This is a genomic window from Thermoleptolyngbya sp. PKUAC-SCTB121, from assembly GCF_016919485.1.
Classification (GTDB): Bacteria; Cyanobacteriota; Cyanobacteriia; order Elainellales; family Elainellaceae; genus Thermoleptolyngbya; species Thermoleptolyngbya sichuanensis.
In genome coordinates, this window is record NZ_CP070366.1 from 333,827 (window position 1) to 352,753 (window position 18,927).

Consider the following 18,927-nt stretch of genomic DNA (forward strand, 5'->3'; position numbering starts at 1 on the left):
AAATCCTAATTGCAGATTTTGTAGCAAAGTGCATCGAGCTAGCTTTGAAATTTAGCTCGCTTTGGAAAAGCTACTGAGTTTACGTTAAGTCGTGAATAGGTCGTAAGGCATATGGGTTCCCGATTTCGATACTCGGCTATCTTAGGAGTCGTTTTACTCATTCTGATTGGTCTGGCAACGCAGGTGGGCTGGGCGCAGAGCCAACCTGCTGTGACCCTTCCAAATCCGGGCATCAATCGCGTTTTGTTTCAAAATGTGCGGGTGTTTGATGGCACCTCTCCTCGGCTTTCGGGCCCGACCAATGTACTAGTCATTGACAATAAAATCGAGCGCATTTCTACCTCGCCAATTCCGGTTCCTGCCGATCTCCGCACCCTCCTGATCAACGGGGAAGGCAAAGTGCTGATGCCGGGATTGATCGATGCCCATGTTCACCTGTTTCTGGAAGGGGTTGCGGGTCAGGCGGCTCTGTTCGAGGCGGGGGCTGGGGGAGATGCCCTGGTTCAGCAGGTGTTTCGGGCTGCGGCTGAGAGTTCTACTCAGATGCTGATGAACGGGTTTACGAGTGCGCGGGACATGGCGGGGCCGGTGTTTGATCTGAAGAAGGCGATCGACCAGGGTCAACTCGCGGGGCCGCGACTCTGGCCGTCGGGCGCGATGATTTCTCAAACGTCGGGCCATGGGGACTTTCGCACGCTGGATGAACTGCTCCGAACGCCGACTTCGGAACTGAGTCTGGCTGAGAGATATGGCGTGGGGGCGATCGCCGATGGTGTGCCCGAAGTCCTCCGGGCAACCCGTGAGCAGCTAATGCGGGGGGCTACTCAAATCAAGCTGGCGGCGGGTGGCGGTGTGGCTTCGGTCTATGACCCCCTCGATGTATCCCAATACACCGAGGATGAATTTCGCGCTGCCGTGGATGCGGCCGCAGATTGGAACACCTACGTCACGGTTCATGCCTATACGCCAAGAGCAATTCAGACTGCGATTCGAGCCGGGGTGAAGTGTATTGAACATGGTCAGTTGATGGATGAGCCAACGGCCAGACTGATGACCGAAAAGGGAGTCTGGCTGAGTATGCAGCCCTTTCTAGATGACGAAGATGCCAACCCCTATCCCGAAGGCAGTGAAAGCCGCAGGAAGCAGTTGCAAGTGGCAGAGGGCACGGATATTTCCTACGGGCTAGCCAAGAAATACAACATCAAAACTGCTTGGGGAACCGACATCCTGTATGACCCTGCAAAAACGGCTCGTCGGGGCAGGCTGCTGTCGAAAATGGTGCGCTGGTATACGCCTGCGGAAGTGCTGAAGATGGCAACGCACGACAATGCAGAACTGCTGGCGATGTCTGGGCCACGCAATCCCTATCCAGGCAAGCTCGGTGTGGTCGAAGAGGGCGCTCTGGCAGATTTGCTGTTGGTGAATGGCGACCCTCTGGAAAACATTCGGCTGATTGATAATCCTGCTGAAAACTTCCTGGTGATTATGAAAGACGGCAAGATTTACAAAAATCTGCTGAGCTAATAGGGATTCTCTGGCTCATCCATCTGGCTTCTAGGAGGACAGATGGATGAGATTGCATTGCGCTCCGGTTCTTGCATCCAATCTGCAACCCGTGGTTCCGTCCAATGGTCTAAATTGTCGAATTCTAAGCTTGTTGCCCACTGCTTTACTGATATCTTGTGAAATGTTTTGCTGAAGTTTTAGGTCTGTTGAGCTGGTTTTACGAAACTTCGGTTTTGACAAACTCGCTTCACTGAACTTTGGTTTCACTTAACTTTGTGCTACGTGTTTTGCATTTCAATTTGCCATTTTTCAGAGTTTTTATCATGCTTCGCCAATTTGCATTGTCCTGGGGGTATTGTTCTCAGCATCTTTCCCAAACTGGGGGGCTGGAGGAGTGTCGGTCATCCAAGAGGCGCATGAGGGCGATCGCCCAGACGCTCTCTATTGCAGCGTCGGTGGCGGCGGTCGTATGGGTTGCCCCAGCCCACGCCACGGAACCGCGTCCATCCGCCCCCGAATCGGCTGAATTCATTCACCGGGATACTCCAGAAAGTCCAGCACTGGCGGTGGTTTCTGAAGATGCTGCCCTAGGAGAGTTGCACGAAACCTCTAAGTTTTCATCCATCACCCTGCATCCTGATTCCATCCCCGCTGCTTCCTCTCAGCCCGAACCTACAACCATTGCAGACCTTCAAATCCAGCAAATCCAGCAAATCCAGCAAATCCAGCGGGAAACCCCTGCACAGCCGCCAGCGCTCGAACCGCAGCCACAACTCACTGCACAGTTGCTTCTAGATGAGTTGCCAGCCGCAGAACCCATTGTTGATGAATTTTCCCTGGATGAATCGTCCCTGGCGCAGACCTCGCTTGATCCGCTGGCTGAGCCATCTGAGCCTGCGCTGGAGCCTGTTGACCTGCCGGAACTGGAACCCGCCGATTTGCCCGAAGGTGAGTTTTCTTCTGAATCTGCACCCTTTGATCCTAAAGGACAGTTGGCTGGTTCCGCGGGGTCTGGAGGGTCTAGATCGGGCAGCCGCTGGCAGGTTACTGTAGAGCCGTATTTCTTTATCCCGCTGGATGTGAGGGCAGACATTTCGGCCGTGGGGCGATCGACTACAATTCGGGCCGACCTAGACGACTTTTTGAACCTCGATCGCGCCTTCGATGGCGGCCTGCGGGTTGATGCCCAGAACGGGCGATTTGGGATTTTGCTCGATGGCTTCTATCTGTCGCTGGCCCAGAGTGGCACGCTGCCCGTCACGTTCCCAGCAGGAAGCCTTCTGCGCTTTGGCATTCCCTTTGAGGTAGAGGGCCGGGCCGATGCCAGTGCCTCTCTGCGCCAGGGCAAGATCGATTTGGCCGCCTACTACCGCGTGGTTAATCGATCCCTGCGGCGATCGCCCACCCCCGCTAACCCGTTCCCCTTTCTGGTCGTCGATCCCATTCTCGGACTCCGCACCAATATTTCGAGACAGGAAATTGAAGTGGACGAGGTGCGGATCGGCCCCAACACCATCCCAATCAGGCCCCAACACCATCCCAATCAATCGAGAATTCAGTTCCTCCCGCACTACCCTTGAGCCGCTGGTGGGGCTTCGAGTGGGGCTACAGCTTTCGCCACGCTGGAGCCTGGGTCTGGAAAGCACCGTGTCTGGGTTCAACATCAACGCCGAACGCGACACCACTTTTAATTTTCAGACTGGCGTGGGCTACAGCTTTTCTCGCTCCGTCACTCTGCGGGTAGCCTACGTTTACAATAGCTACGAATTTTGCGACGGCAGCGGCCTCAGACGCAGCGAAATCGACCTGGATCAGCACGGCCTAGGACTGTGGCTATCTATTCGCTTCTAGGGTTCTGTTCTGGGATTCTGAGCCAGGGCAGCGCCGGACTATCGGGCGGCGGAACCTCCAGCCGGAAGGTAGCCCTGCTCAGTCAAAAATGCTTCGAGGGCGGCAGGAAAGTCGGGATATCGATAGACAACCTGCCCGTCTTTGTAGATTTCTAGACCCCAGTCTGAGGTGCGATCGTAGTTGGCAAGCATAAATGCCCAGCCCTGCTCATATTCGCCCAGCAGGATCATCTGCGCCACGTAGCCCGCCAGAATGCCGTTGACTTCGTTGGTGTCTGCTTGAACGGTCAGTACGGCTTCGCGCATCTGGTTGGCGATCGCCCGCAGTTCTGCTGGATGTTGCCGGGTCACGTCTACAAGCTGCCCGTCTTGCAGCGCCCAGATTTGGGAGGGCGGAAACGAGCCAGCGTAGCTGCTAAAGGCATAGAGAAAGGCATTGTCAAATGCGACAAACTCTAGTCGCCCATCGCCATCTAGATCTCGAAAGCTGCCGCCTTCGCCATCGCGGAAGCCTGTGTCGGTTGTCTCGAAGCGATCGCCCTGCCAGCGGTGGATGATGTGGGAGGTGCAGCAGTGCGCTCCGCCGGAATAGGTGCGGATGATCACTTCAGCCGTGCCGTCTGCATCTAGGTCTTGCAAACTTACTCCACCGTAGGCCGTGCTTTCCTGGGTTTGTTCTAGCTGGGGCTGCCCGTTATACAGCAGCGTATACTGGACTTCGCCGCCCCAGGCTTCGGCATCTTGGCGATAGCGAAAGCGCACCTGCACTGGCCCTTCATGCAGTTCTCTCGGCTGCTCTAGCGCGTCGTTCAGTTCTACCTCAGTCGCCTTGGTCGTTGTGGCAGCTACGTCGCTGGCTGGCTCGCCTGCGAGTACATTCTGGGTCTCAACCCCAGTCGCCTCAATCGCCGTTTCAGCGCAACTGCTCAGGCATAGCGCGATCGCCACAGAGAGCGATCGCCGCCAAACATTCGTCCCGTGGCTCCACCCGCGATTGATAAATTGGCTGGGCAAATCACTGGGTAAACCACTGGGCAAATCACTCGCCGAGTCACTGGGCAAATTACTCGGCGAATCAGTTGATAATCGCTGCCATTTTCCTGCACTTCGGCTCATCCCGCCCTCCAGAAGAAACAGACCCCGCATCAGAGTCCTCCAACAAGATTCCCTCTAGATCAGCGTACTAACGGTTCTCCTCAAGATCCGGGCGCTTCCGTCGTCGAGCTTTGATGCCTTCAAACCTTGAAAGTACAGATGCACGATCTGTTTGCCCATCGCCACTAGCGCGACTGGCCTGCTGCCTGAATCTCCGCACCCACTCGCGCGATCAAAGGAACACTCCCAAACAGCGCCAGCGTTCCACCCACCGTTGCCACGCACAGAAACAGACCCAGTAACCGACTTGCCATCGCCTCAGAGATCCTCAGCTTCATAAGCGCTCCTTCCCTATAATTTGCACCGTTGCACTGTTGTACCTGTATGTATCTGTACGCAATGTGCAGCTTTGCCGATCCCCCTCACCCTTTTCTGGTATGCCGCAGACTTTGAGCTATCTCCCAGCGGAGGAGAGGGACTTCAAGCCTCTCTTGCTCCCCTTCTCCCGACTTGAGAGAAGGGGTTGGGGGATGAGGGCAGTTTGCAAGCTGCACATCGCGTTATCTGTATCAGTCAGACCTGCTCCGGTCACACCTGCTTCGGTCATTCCCGCTTAATTCGCATCTGTCCTAAGTTGCATCTGTGTTTAACACACGTTCACGCAAGAGACATCCTTGAATTCAGTTGCAGTTTCAATGTTTACATTTCTCAACAAAGTGCAGCATAGTCCATTTGGCGGAATCTGGCAAAATCGCCAGCCGTGTCAGCCGATGGGTGCATAGCCCGTTTACCATGCCATCAACAGCACGCCCACCCGACCTGCTTTTACCTACGAACTCATTCCAAAAAAGGATTTAGTTTTTGGCGTTTCATGCCATGCTTTCTTCAGCATTGTGATCGGCACTGTCCGCCGTCTTGACTCATCTCGGCTTATGCCAGGTTCTCACTCCGATATCGACCTCGCCGCGTTTATTGATCAGGCGCTGCTCAGCCCAGTGGCCACGTCTGAGCAAGTGGCCGAGTGTTGCGAAGCCGCTGACCGCTTCAAGTTTGCAGCAGTGTGCGTGTTTCCGGCGCATGTCCGGCAGGCGGTGTCTCTGCTGCACCACAAATCGCCCCAAGTCTGCACCGTGATTGGCTTTCCGACGGGTGCGTCTACCTCTGCGACCAAGCTTTATGAAGCTCAAGAAGCCGTCGAAAATGGCGCAACTGAACTGGATGTGGTAATCAACCTGGGCTGGCTGCGGGAAGGCAAAACCGACGCGCTGCACCGAGAACTGGCGGAAATTTGCGAGGCAACGGGGCAAACGGTCAAGGCAATTCTGGAATTGGGCCTGCTAACTCCGACAGAAAAGCGGCTGGCGGCAGAGATTTGTATGGATGCGGGAGCCGCCTATTTGAAAACCAGCACGGGCTGGAATGGGGGGGCAACGGTTGCCGATGTGCGCCTGCTGAAGGAGATCGTGCGCGATCGCATTGGCATCAAAGCCTCCGGCGGCATCCGCACGGCCCAGCAGGCCCTTGACCTGATCCGGGCAGGAGCCACCCGCATCGGCACCTCTCGCGGCCCAGAGTTGGTTCAGCAGTTTGATACCCTGGATCGAGGCGCTTCGGGAGGGAGCGACGAAAGGTGAAGTAACGGATTACCTGAGCTTTTATTCCCCTCCATACGCCACTCCCCTGCCCCCCATCACTCCCTCCCTCTCCCCATGAGCGGCACTTACAAAACCGTTGGAATCAACCTCAAAGGAATGCCGATGGGCGAGAGCGATCGCCTCCTGACCGTGCTGACTCGCGAACACGGGCTGATTCGGTTGGTGGCTCCCGGATCGCGTAAACACGAGTCCAGCCTGCGGGGACGCAGCGGCCTGTTTGTGGTAAACCAACTGCTGATTGCCAAGGGACGGACGCTAGACAAGATTATTCAGGCAGAAGGGATCGAGGCTTTCACGGGGCTGAGCCAGGATTTGCGAAAGCTCACCGCTGGGCAATATCTGGCAGAATTGGCACTTTGTCAGGCACTCAGCAACCAGCCGCAGGATGAACTGTTTACCCAGCTCAGTGAGTCCCTGCGCCGCATCGAGCAGTTGCCTGCTAGCGTCACCCTGCTTTGTTTGGTGCAAGCGACCTACCAGTTGCTAACACTAGCGGGCGTTGCGCCGCAGGTTCATACTTGTTGCGTGACTCAGCAGCCGATTGTGCCACCCGATGGGGTGAGTCCTGAGGGAAGGGGTGACTCAGAGGTTGAGGGATGGCGGGCAGGATTTCACGCAGCGGCCGGCGGGGTCGTGTCCTGGGAGGTGCTGTCCCGCCTAGAGCCTGGGGAGATTCTCTCTGAAAATCCATCTGAAAATCCGCAGGATTCGCAAAATCCGCATAACCCTGCCCTAGCATCGACGGCCGCTGTGCTTGAGAATAGAGAGAGCCTGAATGCTGCTGTTCGCCCCAAGCCAAAGCCTATTAAAAAGGTCAAAGCATCCGGCGATTCTATGACTCCCGCAGCAAAAGGCCGCGCTACGCTGGCAGAACCGGAAGGACGATATGCGATCGCCCGCTCCCTGCCCAAATCCACTGCTGGATCTCGCCTGGGTACGCCCATCTCGTCCGCTGAGCTTGCGGCTTTGCAGCGCCTGAGTGATCCGGAGTTGCTTTCCATGTGGATGCAGGCAAACTGGATGCAGACAAACGGGTTGCCAGCGCCCGCTTCCCTGTCGGCTTATAAGACCCCAGAGGAAGTCTGGCTGCGGGTGGAGCGGCTGCTGCGCCACTATGCCCAGTACCATTTTGACCGCCCGATTCAGTCAGCCGCCCTGATCGAAACCTGCTTTGCGGCTGTTTCGCCCTCGTCCTGTTTACCTACGCAAGATGCAACGGATTGATCCTGACCTGGTTCCTCTGCGGATGATCGCTTCTGATCAAGCGGGCGATCGCCCCCAGCCGCTCACCACTGCTGAGCGGCACAGTCCCAATAGCTATCGAGGCCAGGTCGGACAGTGGGAATCCTCTACACCCGATGATCCGTCACCCCTCCAGAACACGGCGAAAAATGGCAAGTTGCCGGAGAATGGCCAGTCTTCTCAAAATGGCAAGGCGGCGGATACCCCTGATTTTGCCCTGCCTGAACCCTCGGCTGCGTCTCTGCTGGAAACCAGCCCAGAACCCAGCGGACACCAAGCCGACGAACCTGCCAAACCGGGCGCTGTCACTATCCACGCGGGAAAATCTATAGGAGACGACTCTCAGGACTCCGACACGCCAGAATCGGAGCGCGGCTTTTTGCCCGTGCTGCGAAACCGCAACTTTTTGGCGCTGTGGAGTGGGCAGGTGTTTTCCCAGCTTGCCGACAAGGTCTACCTGGTGCTAATGATCATGCTCATCACCAGCCGCTTTCAGTCTGCGGGGCAAACGGTGAGCGGCTGGGTGTCGTCGGTGATGGTGGCGTTCACCATTCCGGCGGTGCTGTTTGGCTCGGTAGCTGGCGTGTTTGTCGATCATTGGTCTAAAAAAGCCGTGCTGGTGGCGACGAACCTGCTGCGGGGCGGACTGGTGCTAGTATTGCCGCCGCTGCTGTGGATTTCTCAGGGCTGGTCGCCACTGGCGGGCATTCCGGTTGGCTTTTTGGCGCTGCTGAGCGTGACGTTTCTGGTGTCCACGCTGACGCAATTTTTCGCCCCGGCAGAGCAGGCGGCGATTCCCATGCTGGTAGAGCGCAAGCATCTGCTGTCTGCCAATTCGCTCTATACGACCACCATGATGGCATCGGTGATCGTTGGGTTTGCCGTGGGGGAACCGCTGCTGGCGCTGGCCGATGGGGCGATCGCCCACGTTGCGTCCCAGTTTGGGCTAACCCTGAACATCGGCAAGGAACTCATTGTTGGTCTAAGCTACGCCCTGGCAGGCCTGCTGCTGCTGCTGATCCAGCCGCACGAAACCATTGACCAGTCCAAAGACGACCTGCCCCCCGTCTGGGAAAACATCCGCGACGGGCTGCGCTATCTGAAACAGCAACGGCGAGTGCGGGCGGCGCTGATCCAGCTCATTGTGCTGTTCTCTATTTTTGCGGCGCTGGCAGTGCTGGCGGTGCGGCTGGCGGAGGTGATGCCCGCCATCAAGTCATCGCAGTTTGGCTTCTTGCTGGCGGCGGGTGGGGTCGGCATGGCGCTGGGCGCAGTGACTCTGGGGCATTCGGGCATGCGCCTGCGGAGACATCGCCTCAGCCTCTACGGGGCGCTGGGCATGGGTGCAGCCCTGGCGGCGCTGTCCTTCTTTACGCAGCAGTTGGTGCCGACGCTGCTGCTGCTGGTGCTGTTTGGCGCTTGCGCGGCGATCGTGGCGATTCCGCTGCAAACGGTGATTCAAGAAGAAACGCCAGAAGAGATGCGGGGCAAGGTGTTTGGGCTGCAAAATAACGCGGTGAACATTGCCCTCAGTCTGCCGCTGGCGCTGGCGGGCGTGGCAGAAACGCTACTAGGGCTGCGAGTAGTGTTTCTGGGGCTGGCCGCAGTGGCGATCGCCGCAGGTGTCCTCACCCAATCCGTCGGCGGCTCCGATCCTGCCACCGTATCGCAAACGATTAAATGATGATTAAATTCTTGTATTCATACCCCAACTTTTCTCAATTATTCTTTCGATAAGTTGAATGCATATTGCTTGGCTTGGCAAAAAATCTCCTTTCTGTGGCAATGTCACCTACGGGCGCGAAGTCACAAACGCGCTCCTAGAGAGGGGGCATCAGGTTAGCTTTCTCCACTTTGCCCAGGAGGAATTCCCTCCAGAATCTCAGGCAGAGCCTCCGGAGGAAATCCAGGAAGAACTTCAAGAAGTCTCCATTCCCTGTCTCTACAAGTCACAGATCTACACCATTCCCTCGCCCAAGTCGAGCAAAGTGCTGACCCAGGCGCTCCAGCGGCTCAAACCCGACCTAGTTCATGCGTCTCTGACGCTCTCGCCGCTGGATTTTGTGCTGCCAGAAATTTGCGAAGAGCTAAACCTACCGCTAGTCTCCACATTTCACCCACCCTTTGACCGCAAGCGTCGCAACCTGACATCGGGCACCCAGCACTTGATGTATCAGCTCTACGCGCCATTTCTGGCCCACTACCACCGGGTCATCATCTTCTCTGAAATTCAGCGCGAATTGCTGGTGCGGCTGGGAGTTCCGGATAACCGTTTGGCGGTGATTCCCAACGGCGTAGACGTGGAGAAATATTCACCCGGCCCATCGAACATCAAAGCAGAATTGGATGCCCGTCGCCTGTTTGTTTACCAGGGGCGCATCGCAACCGAAAAGAATGTAGAAGCGCTGCTCAAGGCATGGAAACAGTCGGAAATGCCCCCCGGCAGTAAGTTGGCGATCGTGGGCAATGGGCCGCTTGCGCCGACGCTGCGCCCGTTTTATGGCGAAGATCTGGGCATCGTGTGGCTGGGCTTTGTTGCCAATGAGCAGCGGCGTATTGAAATCCTGCGGGGAGCCGATGTGTTCATTCTGCCTTCTCTAGTGGAAGGTCTGTCGCTGTCGCTGCTGGAGGCCATGGCCTGCGGGGTCGCCTGCATGGCAACGGATGCCGGGGCCGATGGCGAAGTGCTGGAGGCAGGCGCGGGCATCGTCCTCAGCACTCAGCGCGTGCTGTCTCAGTTGCAAACGCTGCTGCCGCTGTTTGGCGATCATCCCGAAATGACGTTGCTGCTGGGGCAAAAGGCCCGCCAGCGCGTGCTAGATCGCTATACCCTCAGCCGTAACATCAGCCGACTCGAAGATCTGTATCGACAGGTGCTAGCCCAGCATCGAACTCAGCTGATCTCGTCGCCCCCGTCGATTCAGCGAAACTGGTACAGCCACTAGACAGCCACTTGTCTGCTCAGTCCTCTTGACTTTATTGCATCAGAATCATTTCAGAAATTCTCTGTGCTATGATGGGAAAGCGCAATTTGGGCCTAGAGGGGTTGCTGCTGCGGCTGGGTGTGCCTTGGATAGGCTAAGCAGGGATAAAAAACGTTTAGAGTGATTCTGCACTCTGACTTATTCTGTCTCTCTTTGCAATCTGGTGTGAAGCGCTCTGACGCTGGTAGGCAGGTCGTCCGCTCTGGAAGATGCGCGTTTTTCTCCATCTATTCCCCGTTCAGGCAAGGAGTGTGATCGTGGCAGAGAAAAAAGAGGAAACGGCTCAGGATGTCGTCAAGTCTGCGGAGACGAAGCCTGCAAAGGGGGCTGACTCAAAGGCGATCGCCGAAAAATCAGGGTTTAACATTTCTGAGTTCCTCAAAGGAACCAAAGAAGAATTGGATAAGGTCGTCTGGCCGAGCCGCCAGCAGTTGGTCAGTGAATCACTTGCCGTCATCCTGATGGTGACCCTCTCCGCTACGATCATTTATCTATTTGATAATTTCTTCATCTGGGCTGCCGGAAAGGTGTTCTAAGGGGGTTCTGAATCATGCTTGCATCGGATGAGTCAGACAATCTGCTGTCTGTTGAGGAAGAAGCCGCCAATACCGAGCATTACGAAGATGAGTCGTCGCCCCGTGGAACGCCCCGTTGGTATGCCGTCCAGGTTGCCTCAGGCTGCGAAAACCGGGTCAAGATGAACTTGGAGCAGCGAATCGAGACGCTCGATGTAGCCGATCGCATTCTCCAAATTGAGATTCCCCAAACGCCAATCCTAAAGCCGCAAAAGGGCAACAAACCCAAAGAGGCAGCAGAAAAAGTGTTTCCGGGATATGTCCTGATCCGCATGGTGATGGATGACGAAGCATGGCAGGTCGTGAAAAACACGCCCAACGTCATTAACTTCGTTGGCGCAGAGCAGAAGCGCCGCTATGGACGGGGGCGCGGGCATGTTAAGCCAATGCCGCTCGGTCATTCGGAGGTAGAGAGAATCTTCAAGCGTGCCCAAGAGCAAAAGCCAGTCGTCAAAATTGATATGGCGGCTGGGGACAAGATCGTGGTCTTGTCGGGGCCGTTTAAGGATTTTGAAGGTGAGGTGATTGAGGTCAGCCCAGAGCGCAGCAAGCTCAAGGCACTGCTCTCAATCTTCGGGCGAGATACCCCGGTCGAGTTGGAATTTAACCAGGTTCAAAAGCAGAGTTAGTGGGGCAATGGCAAAAAAGGTAGTCGCGATTATTAAACTGGCAATTGATGCAGGCAAAGCAAACCCTGCGCCGCCGATCGGCCCTGCGCTGGGTCAGCACGGGGTCAATATCATGATGTTCTGCAAGGAATATAATGCCAGGACGGCTGATCAGGCTGGCATGGTGATTCCGGTAGAAATTTCGGTGTTTGAAGACCGCAGCTTTACGTTTGTGCTGAAAACGCCTCCGGCATCCAAGCTGATTGCCAAGGCAGCTAAGATTGACCGGGGGTCGGGTGAGCCAAACAAGAAGAAGGTTGGTTCAATTACTCGCGCTCAACTGCGGGAAATCGCCCAGACGAAACTGCCTGACCTGAACGCGAACGACGTTGAGGCGGCGATGAAAATTGTGGAAGGCACGGCCCGGAACATGGGTGTGACGATTGCCGACTAGAATCGGCGCGATTGAGTTTTGTGTGATTGAGTTTGCTGTTTGGTTTGCTTTGTTGAACTCGTTCATGATTCGGGGGAGGGCGATCGCCCGTTAACACCCCAAGGAGACTCTCAAAATGGTGAAAAAGGTATCGAAGCGCTTGCGGGAACTGCAAGCCAAGGTTGAGGATCGCCCCTACGCCCCGCTAGAGGCGCTTGCCCTGCTCAAGGAAACCGCTACGGCGAAGTTCCCGGAATCTGCCGAAGCCCATATCCGCTTGGGGATCGATCCCAAGTACACGGATCAGCAGCTCCGAACCACGGTGGCACTGCCCAAGGGCACGGGTCAGGTCGTGCGGGTGGCAGTTATTGCTCGCGGCGAGAAGGTGACAGAAGCCACGAATGCAGGGGCAGATTTGGCGGGATCTGAGGAGCTAATCGACGAAATCCAGAAAGGCATGATGGATTTTGACGTGCTGATTGCTACGCCAGACGTGATGCCGCAGGTGGCAAAGCTGGGTCGTCAGCTTGGGCCTCGTGGTCTGATGCCCTCTCCCAAGGGCGGCACGGTGACCTTTGATCTGGCTCAAGCCATTGACGAATTTAAAGCGGGTAAGCTGGAGTTTCGGGCTGACAAGTCGGGCATTGTTCATGTGATGTTTGGCAAAGCCAGCTTTTCGCCCGACGACCTGCTGATCAACCTGAAGGCGCTGCAAGAAACCATCGACCGCAACCGTCCTTCGGGCGCGAAGGGTCGCTACTGGCGAACGATGTACGTCGCTGCCACGATGGGGCCTTCGATCGAAGTGGACATTGCGGCACTGCGCGACATGAAGGCGAGTGACGCAGCCTGAGCGCTGAGTCTTCATCCAAGGAGCCAAGGAGCCGTTTCTTTTAGGCTTGTTTCCAATCTCAGGAGCATAAACGCCGATTCAAAGTTTGACCGTTTTACAACTGAATCCTGGTGGCCAGAGACAGCAGGGGCAAATGGCTTAATCATCCTGCCGAGGTCAAGTGTTGATGTTGGGTTAGAACTCGCCAAATGGTGGAGTGGTTAACTCTGTCTGGACTTGCCCTGGCGATCGCCGGGGCTTTTTCTTTTCGTTTCATGTTCAGGATTCAGCGCAACCAAGTTTGGTGATTCACACCCAAAGCTAAGGAGGTGAGACAGAGATGGGTAGAACACTAGAGGACAAAAAAGAGATTGTCGCAGAACTCAAAGAGAGTTTGAGCCAGTCTCAAATGGCCGTCGTGATTGACTACAGGGGGCTAACCGTTGCCGAAATTACCGATTTGCGGCGGCGGTTGCGTCCTTCGGGAACAGAGTGCAAAGTAACCAAGAACACGCTCATGCGGATTGCCGTGCAGGGCGACGCAACTTGGGAACCGATGACAGCTCTGTGCAAAGAGTCTTCGGCCTTTTTGCTAATCAAAGAAGACGTAGGCGGCGCGATCAAAGCCTATCAGGAGTTTCAGAAGGTCTCTAAAAAGACCGTGCTGCGCGGCGGCGTAATGGAAGGGCGTGCCCTGACCGAAGACGACGTGAAAGCCATCGGCGATCTGCCGTCGAAGGAACAACTGATGGGGCAAATTGCAGGCGCAATCAACGCGGTGGCGACCAAGGTGGCTGTAGGCATCAAGGAAGTGCCGTCTTCGCTGGCTCGCGTGACGCAGGCGATCGCCGACAAGGACAAAGATGCTGCCTAGTGGAGTGTGTAGCCCGGTTGGGGCGATCGCGCTTTGACCAATGGTTCCAATGTTTGCTCCTATCGTTTCGTGGTTTGGAAATTCAACTCGTAGAGGAAAACTATGTCTACTGCAACCGATGAAATTTTGGAAAAGCTCAAGACGCTGACCCTGCTGGAAGCGGCCGAGCTGGTGAAGCAAATCGAAGAAGCCTTCGGCGTGACGGCTGCGGCTCCTGTTGGCGGCATGATGATGATGGCTCCGGGCGCGGGCGGTGGCGCGGCTGCGGCTGAGGAAGTCGAAGAAAAGACCGAATTCGACGTGATTCTCGAAGACGTACCTGCCGACAAGAAGATCGCCGTGCTGAAGATCGTCCGTGAACTGACGGGTCTGGGTCTGAAGGAAGCCAAGGAAGTGGTGGAATCCACGCCCAAGGCTGTACGCGAAGGAGTGCCCAAGGAAGCCGCCGAAGAAGCCAAGAAGAAGCTGGAAGAAGCCGGTGGCAAGGTCGCCATCAAGTAGGGTTTGGGGGTTAGAAGTCAGCATTAAAGGCTTTGCCTCTGGCATCTGATCCCTCGTTTCTACAGCCTTGATTCCTACAAACCTAAAAAAGACAGGACTTACGCACTTGCGATAGGCTTTCTGGGTTTTGGACAATTTCTCGTGGGCTGCGCCCGCGAGAAATCGTCCAACCGCGTAATTCATAAAAGAGGTCGTCCCAATTTGCGACGACCTTTTTTGATGGCTTGCTTTTGCTGGTTTGCGTTTTTGCCGATGCGACGGCTAACGGGCTGCCAGTTCTGTTTGGCTGATGCTCGATTGAGCATAGACCCGATCGGCGACTTGCGCGAGTCGGCGCATTGCCTCAGCCAGCTCCGACTCGGAGGCAGTCAGGCTGATCCGGAAGCATTCCTGCGTGTGGGTCCAGTCCTCTTGCAGGCCGGGGAAAAACGGGCTACCGGGTACGACGATTACTCCCGCCTGCTTCAGCTGCTGATAAAACTCCCAATCGCTCATTGGCAAGTCTTTGAGCCAGAGCCACGCAAAGATCGCCCCTTCGCCCCGATGCAAGAACCAGGGTAGGTTTGTGGGCATGGCCTCGTCTAGCGTAGCCTCTAGGGCGGCAAATTTCTGCTGATAGTGGGGGCGGATGACCTGCTCGGAAATGGCGGCTAAGCGACCAGAGCGAATAGCACGGGAGGCGATCGCCTGTCCATAGCGGGGCGAATGCAGACAGAGATTCGTGAGAAATGCCTCCAGGTGTTGAATCACACGCTCGTCGCCAATGGCAATGCCCACGCGCTCACCAGGCAATCCTGCTTTTGAGAGGCTGGTGCAATGAACAATATTTGGGCCAAAAATCGGTGTCATCTCGGTGAAATTTAAACACGGGAACGGCGGCGCATAGGCCGAATCGACAAACACAGGCACATCGTAGGGTTCCGCCATTGCCGCGATTTTCCGCACCTCATCATCCGTCAGCACGTTGCCCGTGGGGTTGCAGGGCCGAGAAAACAGCACAAAGCCCGTGGTTGCGTTGATTTCAAGCTGGTCAAAGTTGGGGCGATACTTGAAGCGATGGGCGGCGGCATCGATTTCTAAACGGGGGCGATAGGCCCGCAGCGCTTCGGGAATCAGCGTCACGCCGCCATAGCCTGTATAGTCCGGGCTGAGGGGCAGCACGATCTGCTTCAGCCGTCCGTCGGTGGTGTAGCCGCCTAGCGCGTTTGCTGCCAAAAAGTAGAGCGACTGGCTACCGGGGGTGATGAGAATGTTGCGATCGCCCAGGTTCAGCCCATACCGCTGATTGTAGTCTGCGATTACGGCCTCAATGAGCGGCTGATAGCCCTGGCTAGAGCCATAGCGACACACCACCTCGCCATATTCAGGGCTGTCCAGCAGTTCTATCGTACAGTCGCGCCAAAGCTGCTCCACCTCTGGTAAAATCACCGGATTGCCCGCACTCAGGTTGATAAACTCGCGTCCCTGGGCAGTTCGCAGCGTTTCGATAATGTCCTTCATAATCGCCCGCACCCCGGTCAGGTGGGACATCTGTTCGCCAAACTGAGTGAGAGCAGGACGCATAGGCGGGTAAGGGGTGAGGGGTGAGAGATGGGGAAAGACGGCTCCGAAACGCTGACTCGAACAGGGATCGACGGGATGTAGGAAGAGGCAAGCGGCACCAATCCTTTGCACCTGAGCCTCGACTCCAGATCGGCCTCCAGATTTATATCCAGATTTAATGTCCAGATTTATGTAATGTGCGCGACAAAAGGGCTTCTGTCAATCCGACAGTTGGGGCGATTTTTGGATGGAATTGTTCTGGGCGGCGGGCAAACTTGAGAGGGAGGAGGGCGATCGCCCTTGTTTCTAACCCAAACCGCCCAGCCCAACTTGTTCCACCAAAGCAGAGGCCAGCAGGGCGCTGCCGATGGGCACGGTGAGATTATCGATGCCCCATTTTGAGAAAGTTTCGAGAACCGTCGCGGCGATCGCCACCAGGGCCGCCACGCCCCACAGCGCCGCGGTTCCCTGAGAAATTCCCAGCACCAGCCCACCGACCAAAAAACTCGCCAGCGCCATCGTCAGCGTCCCTTCCCAGCTTTTTTCGATGTCGCCAATTTTGTAGCGGCGTTGCCCCAAGGACTGGCCCACCAGCGCCGCCAGCCCGTCGCCCCACGCCATGATCAAAATGCCGAGCGCAGCATAGTGCGGACGCGCCTGCCAGAACAGGGCAATCAGCACGCCGATGCTGACGGCATAGAAAAAAGTGCCCAGGCTCTTGCGCCCGACGCTGTTGATCCCAGGCAGAATCGGGAACCGATAGGACACCAGCGCCACCAGGCTAAACAACACCGAAAAGCTCAGCCCCACCCAGGGCGGAATCTTGAGCCACCAGGCAATCAGAATCACGTTACCGGTGCCGATGTGGACGATTTTGCGGACGGTTTCCGGCTCCAATAGCTGAAACCGATTTAGCCCTTCCGCCAGCAGCGTAATTCCCGCCACCCACAGCGCCGCCGCCGCCAGTTGCAGCCACAGCGGCGGAGCAGATGCATACCAGGGGAGGGCACTCAGCAAGGGTTATCCTTTGGTGGAATATCTGGTGGAGTATCCATCCGGCGAGCCACGCGGCAACTAGGCCATGACCTGATGGGCGATCGCCTCTACCACGTTCGTCAGCGGATTGTTGGGATACTTCATTGTAAAAATGCCCGTGCTAGCCAGCACCATCATGTCGTCCGAATGGGGCAAAATGCCTGCCACAGGCGCATCGTAGGTTTCCTCAATGCGCTGCTTGAGTTGGTTAAAATCCAGCACTTGCGGAGCCTTGTTCACGACGATTAGCAGCTTGGGCACTTCCAGCTTGCGGGCCACATCCACCGTCACTGCTGTCCCCTGATAGTCCTGCTGGTCGGGACGCAGAATCAGCACCAGCACATCAGAAATCGTGATCGACAAGAGGGTTTCTTCGTTCAGTCCGGGGTGCGTGTCGATAAACAGATAGTCGAGCTTGAGGGTTTCGATCAGTTCCCGAAAGCCCTCATTCAGCAGCCCCACGTCGTAGCCCTCGCGCAGCACGCGGGCAATTTCTCCTGCCTTGACGCTGGAGGGGACGAGGTAGACTTTGCTGCGATCGCCCCCCTTGCCTTCCAGCACCGAGGTCACGTCGTAGGCTACATCAGAAATCGAGCGCCGCCCCCAGAGGTAATCATTGAGCGATCGCTCCATGTCGTCTTCTGCAAAGCCAAACAGGACATGGATTCCGGGGGACTGAATATCCGTGTCTACAATGCCCACGCGATAGCCCTGCCGCGCAATCATGGTGGCCAGATTTGCGGTCGTGTTGGACTTTCCGGTGCCGCCTCGATAGGAGTGAACGGAAACCACTTTGGACATGAAAAACCTCGAAGAAAATGCGTCGGCGGGGCGGGTAGGAAATGGTAGACCCGGAAATGATAGATCGGAAATGGCGGGTACTGGCAGCCGATCCAGATCAATACAGCTCGATACAGACCGATCGATTCGATGCAGTTTCGATGCAGTAAAGAGCGATACAGAAAGAGTGATACGGGCAATCGCTCAATCCTGGATGCTGCTAGTATCCGTCTGATTTGGCAAGGCGGAGGATTTCACCCTGATAATTTTCCAGCCAGTAGCCCTGCTCGTCACGATGAACCTGGGTTTCCCACAAGGGAATTTTGCCTAGTTTCGTAGTGACGATATATTGGGGCACGGCAAATCCGGTGGTATGACCCATTAATCCTCGCATGATTTCTCGCCCTTTTTCCACACTGGTGGCGAAGTGCGACACGCCCGTCACGTTGTCGCAATGATAGAGATAGTAAGGGCGGACGCGGATTTTGAGCAGTCCATGCAGGAGCGATCGCATGGTCTCTAGGTCATCGTTGATGCCCTTCAGCAGCACGCTCTGGTTTTGCACCGGGATGCCGTGCCGCAGGAGGCGATCGCACGCTTCAGCCGCTTCCGGCGTGATCTCCTTGGGATGGTTGAAATGCGTATTCAGCCAGATGGGATGATATTTCTCCAGCATGGCGCAAAACGCTGGCGTAATCCGCATCGGCAGCAGCACCGGATAGCGACTGCCAATCCGAATCACCTCTACGTGGGGAATCTTCCGCAATCGGGAAATAATCAGCTCCAGCTTTTCGTCAGAATAGGTCAGCGGATCACCGCCCGTCAGCAGCACGTCGCGGATTTCGGGATGGCTGGCGATATAGTCAAAATCCTGCTCCCAGGAGGCTGCCTCGCTGGTTTCAAAATATGTGCCCTCCAGGTCGGTCGTGTGAAACTTGCGGGTGCAGTGGCGGCAGTATACAGCGCATACCTCCGTCACCAGCAGCACGATGCGATCGGGATATTTGTGAACGACGCGGTTCGTTTTGCGATAAACCGTGTCGCCGACCGGGTCGGGTTCTGCGCCAGGAAAGGACTGGAACTCTTGCAGCGCGGGCACAGACTGGAGGCGAATCGGGCAGTTGGGATCGTCGCGATCCATCAGCGAGGCATAGTAGGGCGTGATGCTCCAGCGATATTTCCCAGCCGAAGCCCGGATTGCCTCTGCCTCGTTGGGTGTGACGTGGACCCACTGCTGCAAGTCTTCGAGGGTCTGGATGCGGTGCTGAAGCTGCGATCGCCAGTCTGACCAAACCAAATCCTGTGTTTTCGGCATTGATGAATTCCCCCGATTTCAGCCAAAATTTACGACAAAGGGCTTCAGTTACGCAGATTTGCGCGGTTAGTCCCTGAGAATCGAAATTTCTACACTTTGC

The 18,927-nt window shown here is 56.2% G+C and carries 19 protein-coding genes and 1 other annotated feature; of the genes, 13 read left to right on the top strand and 6 right to left on the bottom strand.

Annotated features, from left to right (window positions below):
• Positions 1-111 precede the first annotated feature (111 nt).
• The 3 genes from JTM80_RS01425 to JTM80_RS01435 all read left to right on the top strand — a co-directional run bounded on the left by JTM80_RS01425 (position 112) and on the right by JTM80_RS01435 (position 3,357).
• Entirely contained in the window at positions 112-1,524 is a 1,413-nt protein-coding gene (locus JTM80_RS01425) for an amidohydrolase family protein (protein WP_172353822.1), read from the top strand.
• Positions 1,525-1,829: 305 nt separating this feature from the next.
• Positions 1,830-3,086 (top strand): hypothetical protein, encoded by a 1,257-nt coding sequence (locus JTM80_RS01430; RefSeq protein ID WP_205370428.1) that lies wholly within the window; start codon positions 1,830-1,832, stop codon positions 3,084-3,086.
• Positions 3,087-3,093: 7 nt separating this feature from the next.
• On the top strand, positions 3,094-3,357 hold the full coding sequence (locus JTM80_RS01435) for a hypothetical protein (RefSeq protein ID WP_172353824.1): 264 nt from the start codon (positions 3,094-3,096) through the stop codon (positions 3,355-3,357).
• A gap of 38 nt (positions 3,358-3,395) precedes the next feature.
• Here the strand turns inward: JTM80_RS01435 and JTM80_RS01440 are convergent, their stop codons facing one another.
• Entirely contained in the window at positions 3,396-4,472 is a 1,077-nt protein-coding gene (locus JTM80_RS01440) for a VCBS repeat-containing protein (RefSeq protein ID WP_172353825.1), read from the bottom strand.
• Positions 4,473-4,636: 164 nt separating this feature from the next.
• On the bottom strand, positions 4,637-4,765 hold the full coding sequence (locus JTM80_RS22890) for a hypothetical protein (RefSeq protein ID WP_255548856.1): 129 nt from the start codon (positions 4,763-4,765) through the stop codon (positions 4,637-4,639).
• Positions 4,766-5,383: 618 nt separating this feature from the next.
• Between JTM80_RS22890 and deoC the strand changes: the two genes are divergently transcribed.
• From deoC to rplL, 10 genes are all read left to right on the top strand, one after another.
• A complete protein-coding gene (gene deoC / locus JTM80_RS01445; RefSeq protein WP_172353826.1) occupies positions 5,384-6,085 on the top strand; it encodes a deoxyribose-phosphate aldolase in 702 nt (233 codons plus the stop codon).
• Positions 6,086-6,160: 75 nt separating this feature from the next.
• On the top strand, positions 6,161-7,330 hold the full coding sequence (gene recO / locus JTM80_RS22560; protein WP_172353827.1) for a DNA repair protein RecO: 1,170 nt from the start codon (positions 6,161-6,163) through the stop codon (positions 7,328-7,330).
• Between the two features lie 22 nt (positions 7,331-7,352).
• A complete protein-coding gene (locus tag JTM80_RS01455; RefSeq protein ID WP_172358768.1) occupies positions 7,353-9,032 on the top strand; it encodes an MFS transporter in 1,680 nt (559 codons plus the stop codon).
• Between the two features lie 58 nt (positions 9,033-9,090).
• Positions 9,091-10,293, top strand: coding sequence for a glycosyltransferase family 4 protein (locus tag JTM80_RS01460; RefSeq protein ID WP_172353828.1), 1,203 nt, complete (start codon positions 9,091-9,093; stop codon positions 10,291-10,293).
• A 380-nt stretch (positions 10,294-10,673) separates the two neighbouring features.
• Positions 10,674-10,868: a preprotein translocase subunit SecE gene (gene secE / locus JTM80_RS22565; protein WP_225906908.1), complete on the top strand. Its 195-nt coding sequence runs from the start codon at positions 10,674-10,676 to the stop codon at positions 10,866-10,868.
• 14 nt (positions 10,869-10,882) lie between these two features.
• A complete protein-coding gene (gene nusG, locus JTM80_RS01470) occupies positions 10,883-11,536 on the top strand; it encodes a transcription termination/antitermination protein NusG (protein WP_172353830.1) in 654 nt (217 codons plus the stop codon).
• Positions 11,537-11,543: 7 nt separating this feature from the next.
• Positions 11,544-11,969, top strand: a complete 426-nt coding sequence (gene rplK / locus JTM80_RS01475; RefSeq protein ID WP_172353831.1) for a 50S ribosomal protein L11 — start codon at positions 11,544-11,546, stop codon at positions 11,967-11,969.
• Between the two features lie 115 nt (positions 11,970-12,084).
• Entirely contained in the window at positions 12,085-12,801 is a 717-nt protein-coding gene (gene rplA, locus JTM80_RS01480) for a 50S ribosomal protein L1 (RefSeq protein WP_172353832.1), read from the top strand.
• A 96-nt stretch (positions 12,802-12,897) separates the two neighbouring features.
• Positions 12,898-13,054: a sequence feature (ribosomal protein L10 leader region), on the top strand.
• 66 nt (positions 13,055-13,120) lie between these two features.
• On the top strand, positions 13,121-13,654 hold the full coding sequence (gene rplJ / locus JTM80_RS01485; protein ID WP_172353833.1) for a 50S ribosomal protein L10: 534 nt from the start codon (positions 13,121-13,123) through the stop codon (positions 13,652-13,654).
• A gap of 102 nt (positions 13,655-13,756) precedes the next feature.
• Positions 13,757-14,155 carry a 50S ribosomal protein L7/L12 gene (gene rplL, locus JTM80_RS01490; RefSeq protein ID WP_172353834.1) on the top strand — a complete coding sequence of 133 codons (399 nt, stop codon included), beginning with the start codon at positions 13,757-13,759 and terminating at the stop codon, positions 14,153-14,155.
• 261 nt (positions 14,156-14,416) lie between these two features.
• On the opposite strand, the gene JTM80_RS01495 is transcribed toward rplL, so the two are convergent.
• From JTM80_RS01495 to blsG, 4 genes are all read right to left on the bottom strand, one after another.
• A complete protein-coding gene (locus tag JTM80_RS01495) occupies positions 14,417-15,718 on the bottom strand; it encodes a valine--pyruvate transaminase (RefSeq protein WP_172353835.1) in 1,302 nt (433 codons plus the stop codon).
• A gap of 285 nt (positions 15,719-16,003) precedes the next feature.
• Positions 16,004-16,714 carry a diacylglycerol/polyprenol kinase family protein gene (locus tag JTM80_RS01500; protein WP_172353836.1) on the bottom strand — a complete coding sequence of 237 codons (711 nt, stop codon included), beginning with the start codon at positions 16,712-16,714 and terminating at the stop codon, positions 16,004-16,006.
• Positions 16,715-16,771: 57 nt separating this feature from the next.
• A complete protein-coding gene (locus tag JTM80_RS01505) occupies positions 16,772-17,533 on the bottom strand; it encodes a MinD/ParA family protein (protein WP_172353837.1) in 762 nt (253 codons plus the stop codon).
• Positions 17,534-17,732: 199 nt separating this feature from the next.
• On the bottom strand, positions 17,733-18,827 hold the full coding sequence (gene blsG, locus JTM80_RS01510) for an arginine 2,3-aminomutase (protein WP_205370429.1): 1,095 nt from the start codon (positions 18,825-18,827) through the stop codon (positions 17,733-17,735).
• Positions 18,828-18,927 lie beyond the last annotated feature (100 nt).

What these genes read in the sequence shown, in the direction of transcription:
- JTM80_RS01425 (WP_172353822.1), top strand. Translation starts at nt 112, where the DNA reads ATGGGTTCCCGATTTCGATACTCGGCTATCTTAGGAGTCGTTTTACTC.
- JTM80_RS01430 (WP_205370428.1), top strand. Translation starts at nt 1,830, where the DNA reads ATGCTTCGCCAATTTGCATTGTCCTGGGGGTATTGTTCTCAGCATCTT.
- JTM80_RS01440 (WP_172353825.1), bottom strand. Translation starts at nt 4,472, where the DNA reads ATGAGCCGAAGTGCAGGAAAATGGCAGCGATTATCAACTGATTCGCCG.
- JTM80_RS22890 (WP_255548856.1), bottom strand. Translation starts at nt 4,765, where the DNA reads ATGGCAAGTCGGTTACTGGGTCTGTTTCTGTGCGTGGCAACGGTGGGT.
- deoC (WP_172353826.1), top strand. Translation starts at nt 5,384, where the DNA reads ATGCCAGGTTCTCACTCCGATATCGACCTCGCCGCGTTTATTGATCAG.
- recO (WP_172353827.1), top strand. Translation starts at nt 6,161, where the DNA reads ATGAGCGGCACTTACAAAACCGTTGGAATCAACCTCAAAGGAATGCCG.
- JTM80_RS01455 (WP_172358768.1), top strand. Translation starts at nt 7,353, where the DNA reads ATGATCGCTTCTGATCAAGCGGGCGATCGCCCCCAGCCGCTCACCACT.
- JTM80_RS01460 (WP_172353828.1), top strand. Translation starts at nt 9,091, where the DNA reads ATGCATATTGCTTGGCTTGGCAAAAAATCTCCTTTCTGTGGCAATGTC.
- nusG (WP_172353830.1), top strand. Translation starts at nt 10,883, where the DNA reads ATGCTTGCATCGGATGAGTCAGACAATCTGCTGTCTGTTGAGGAAGAA.
- rplK (WP_172353831.1), top strand. Translation starts at nt 11,544, where the DNA reads ATGGCAAAAAAGGTAGTCGCGATTATTAAACTGGCAATTGATGCAGGC.
- rplA (WP_172353832.1), top strand. Translation starts at nt 12,085, where the DNA reads ATGGTGAAAAAGGTATCGAAGCGCTTGCGGGAACTGCAAGCCAAGGTT.
- rplJ (WP_172353833.1), top strand. Translation starts at nt 13,121, where the DNA reads ATGGGTAGAACACTAGAGGACAAAAAAGAGATTGTCGCAGAACTCAAA.
- rplL (WP_172353834.1), top strand. Translation starts at nt 13,757, where the DNA reads ATGTCTACTGCAACCGATGAAATTTTGGAAAAGCTCAAGACGCTGACC.
- JTM80_RS01495 (WP_172353835.1), bottom strand. Translation starts at nt 15,718, where the DNA reads ATGCGTCCTGCTCTCACTCAGTTTGGCGAACAGATGTCCCACCTGACC.
- JTM80_RS01505 (WP_172353837.1), bottom strand. Translation starts at nt 17,533, where the DNA reads ATGTCCAAAGTGGTTTCCGTTCACTCCTATCGAGGCGGCACCGGAAAG.
- blsG (WP_205370429.1), bottom strand. Translation starts at nt 18,827, where the DNA reads ATGCCGAAAACACAGGATTTGGTTTGGTCAGACTGGCGATCGCAGCTT.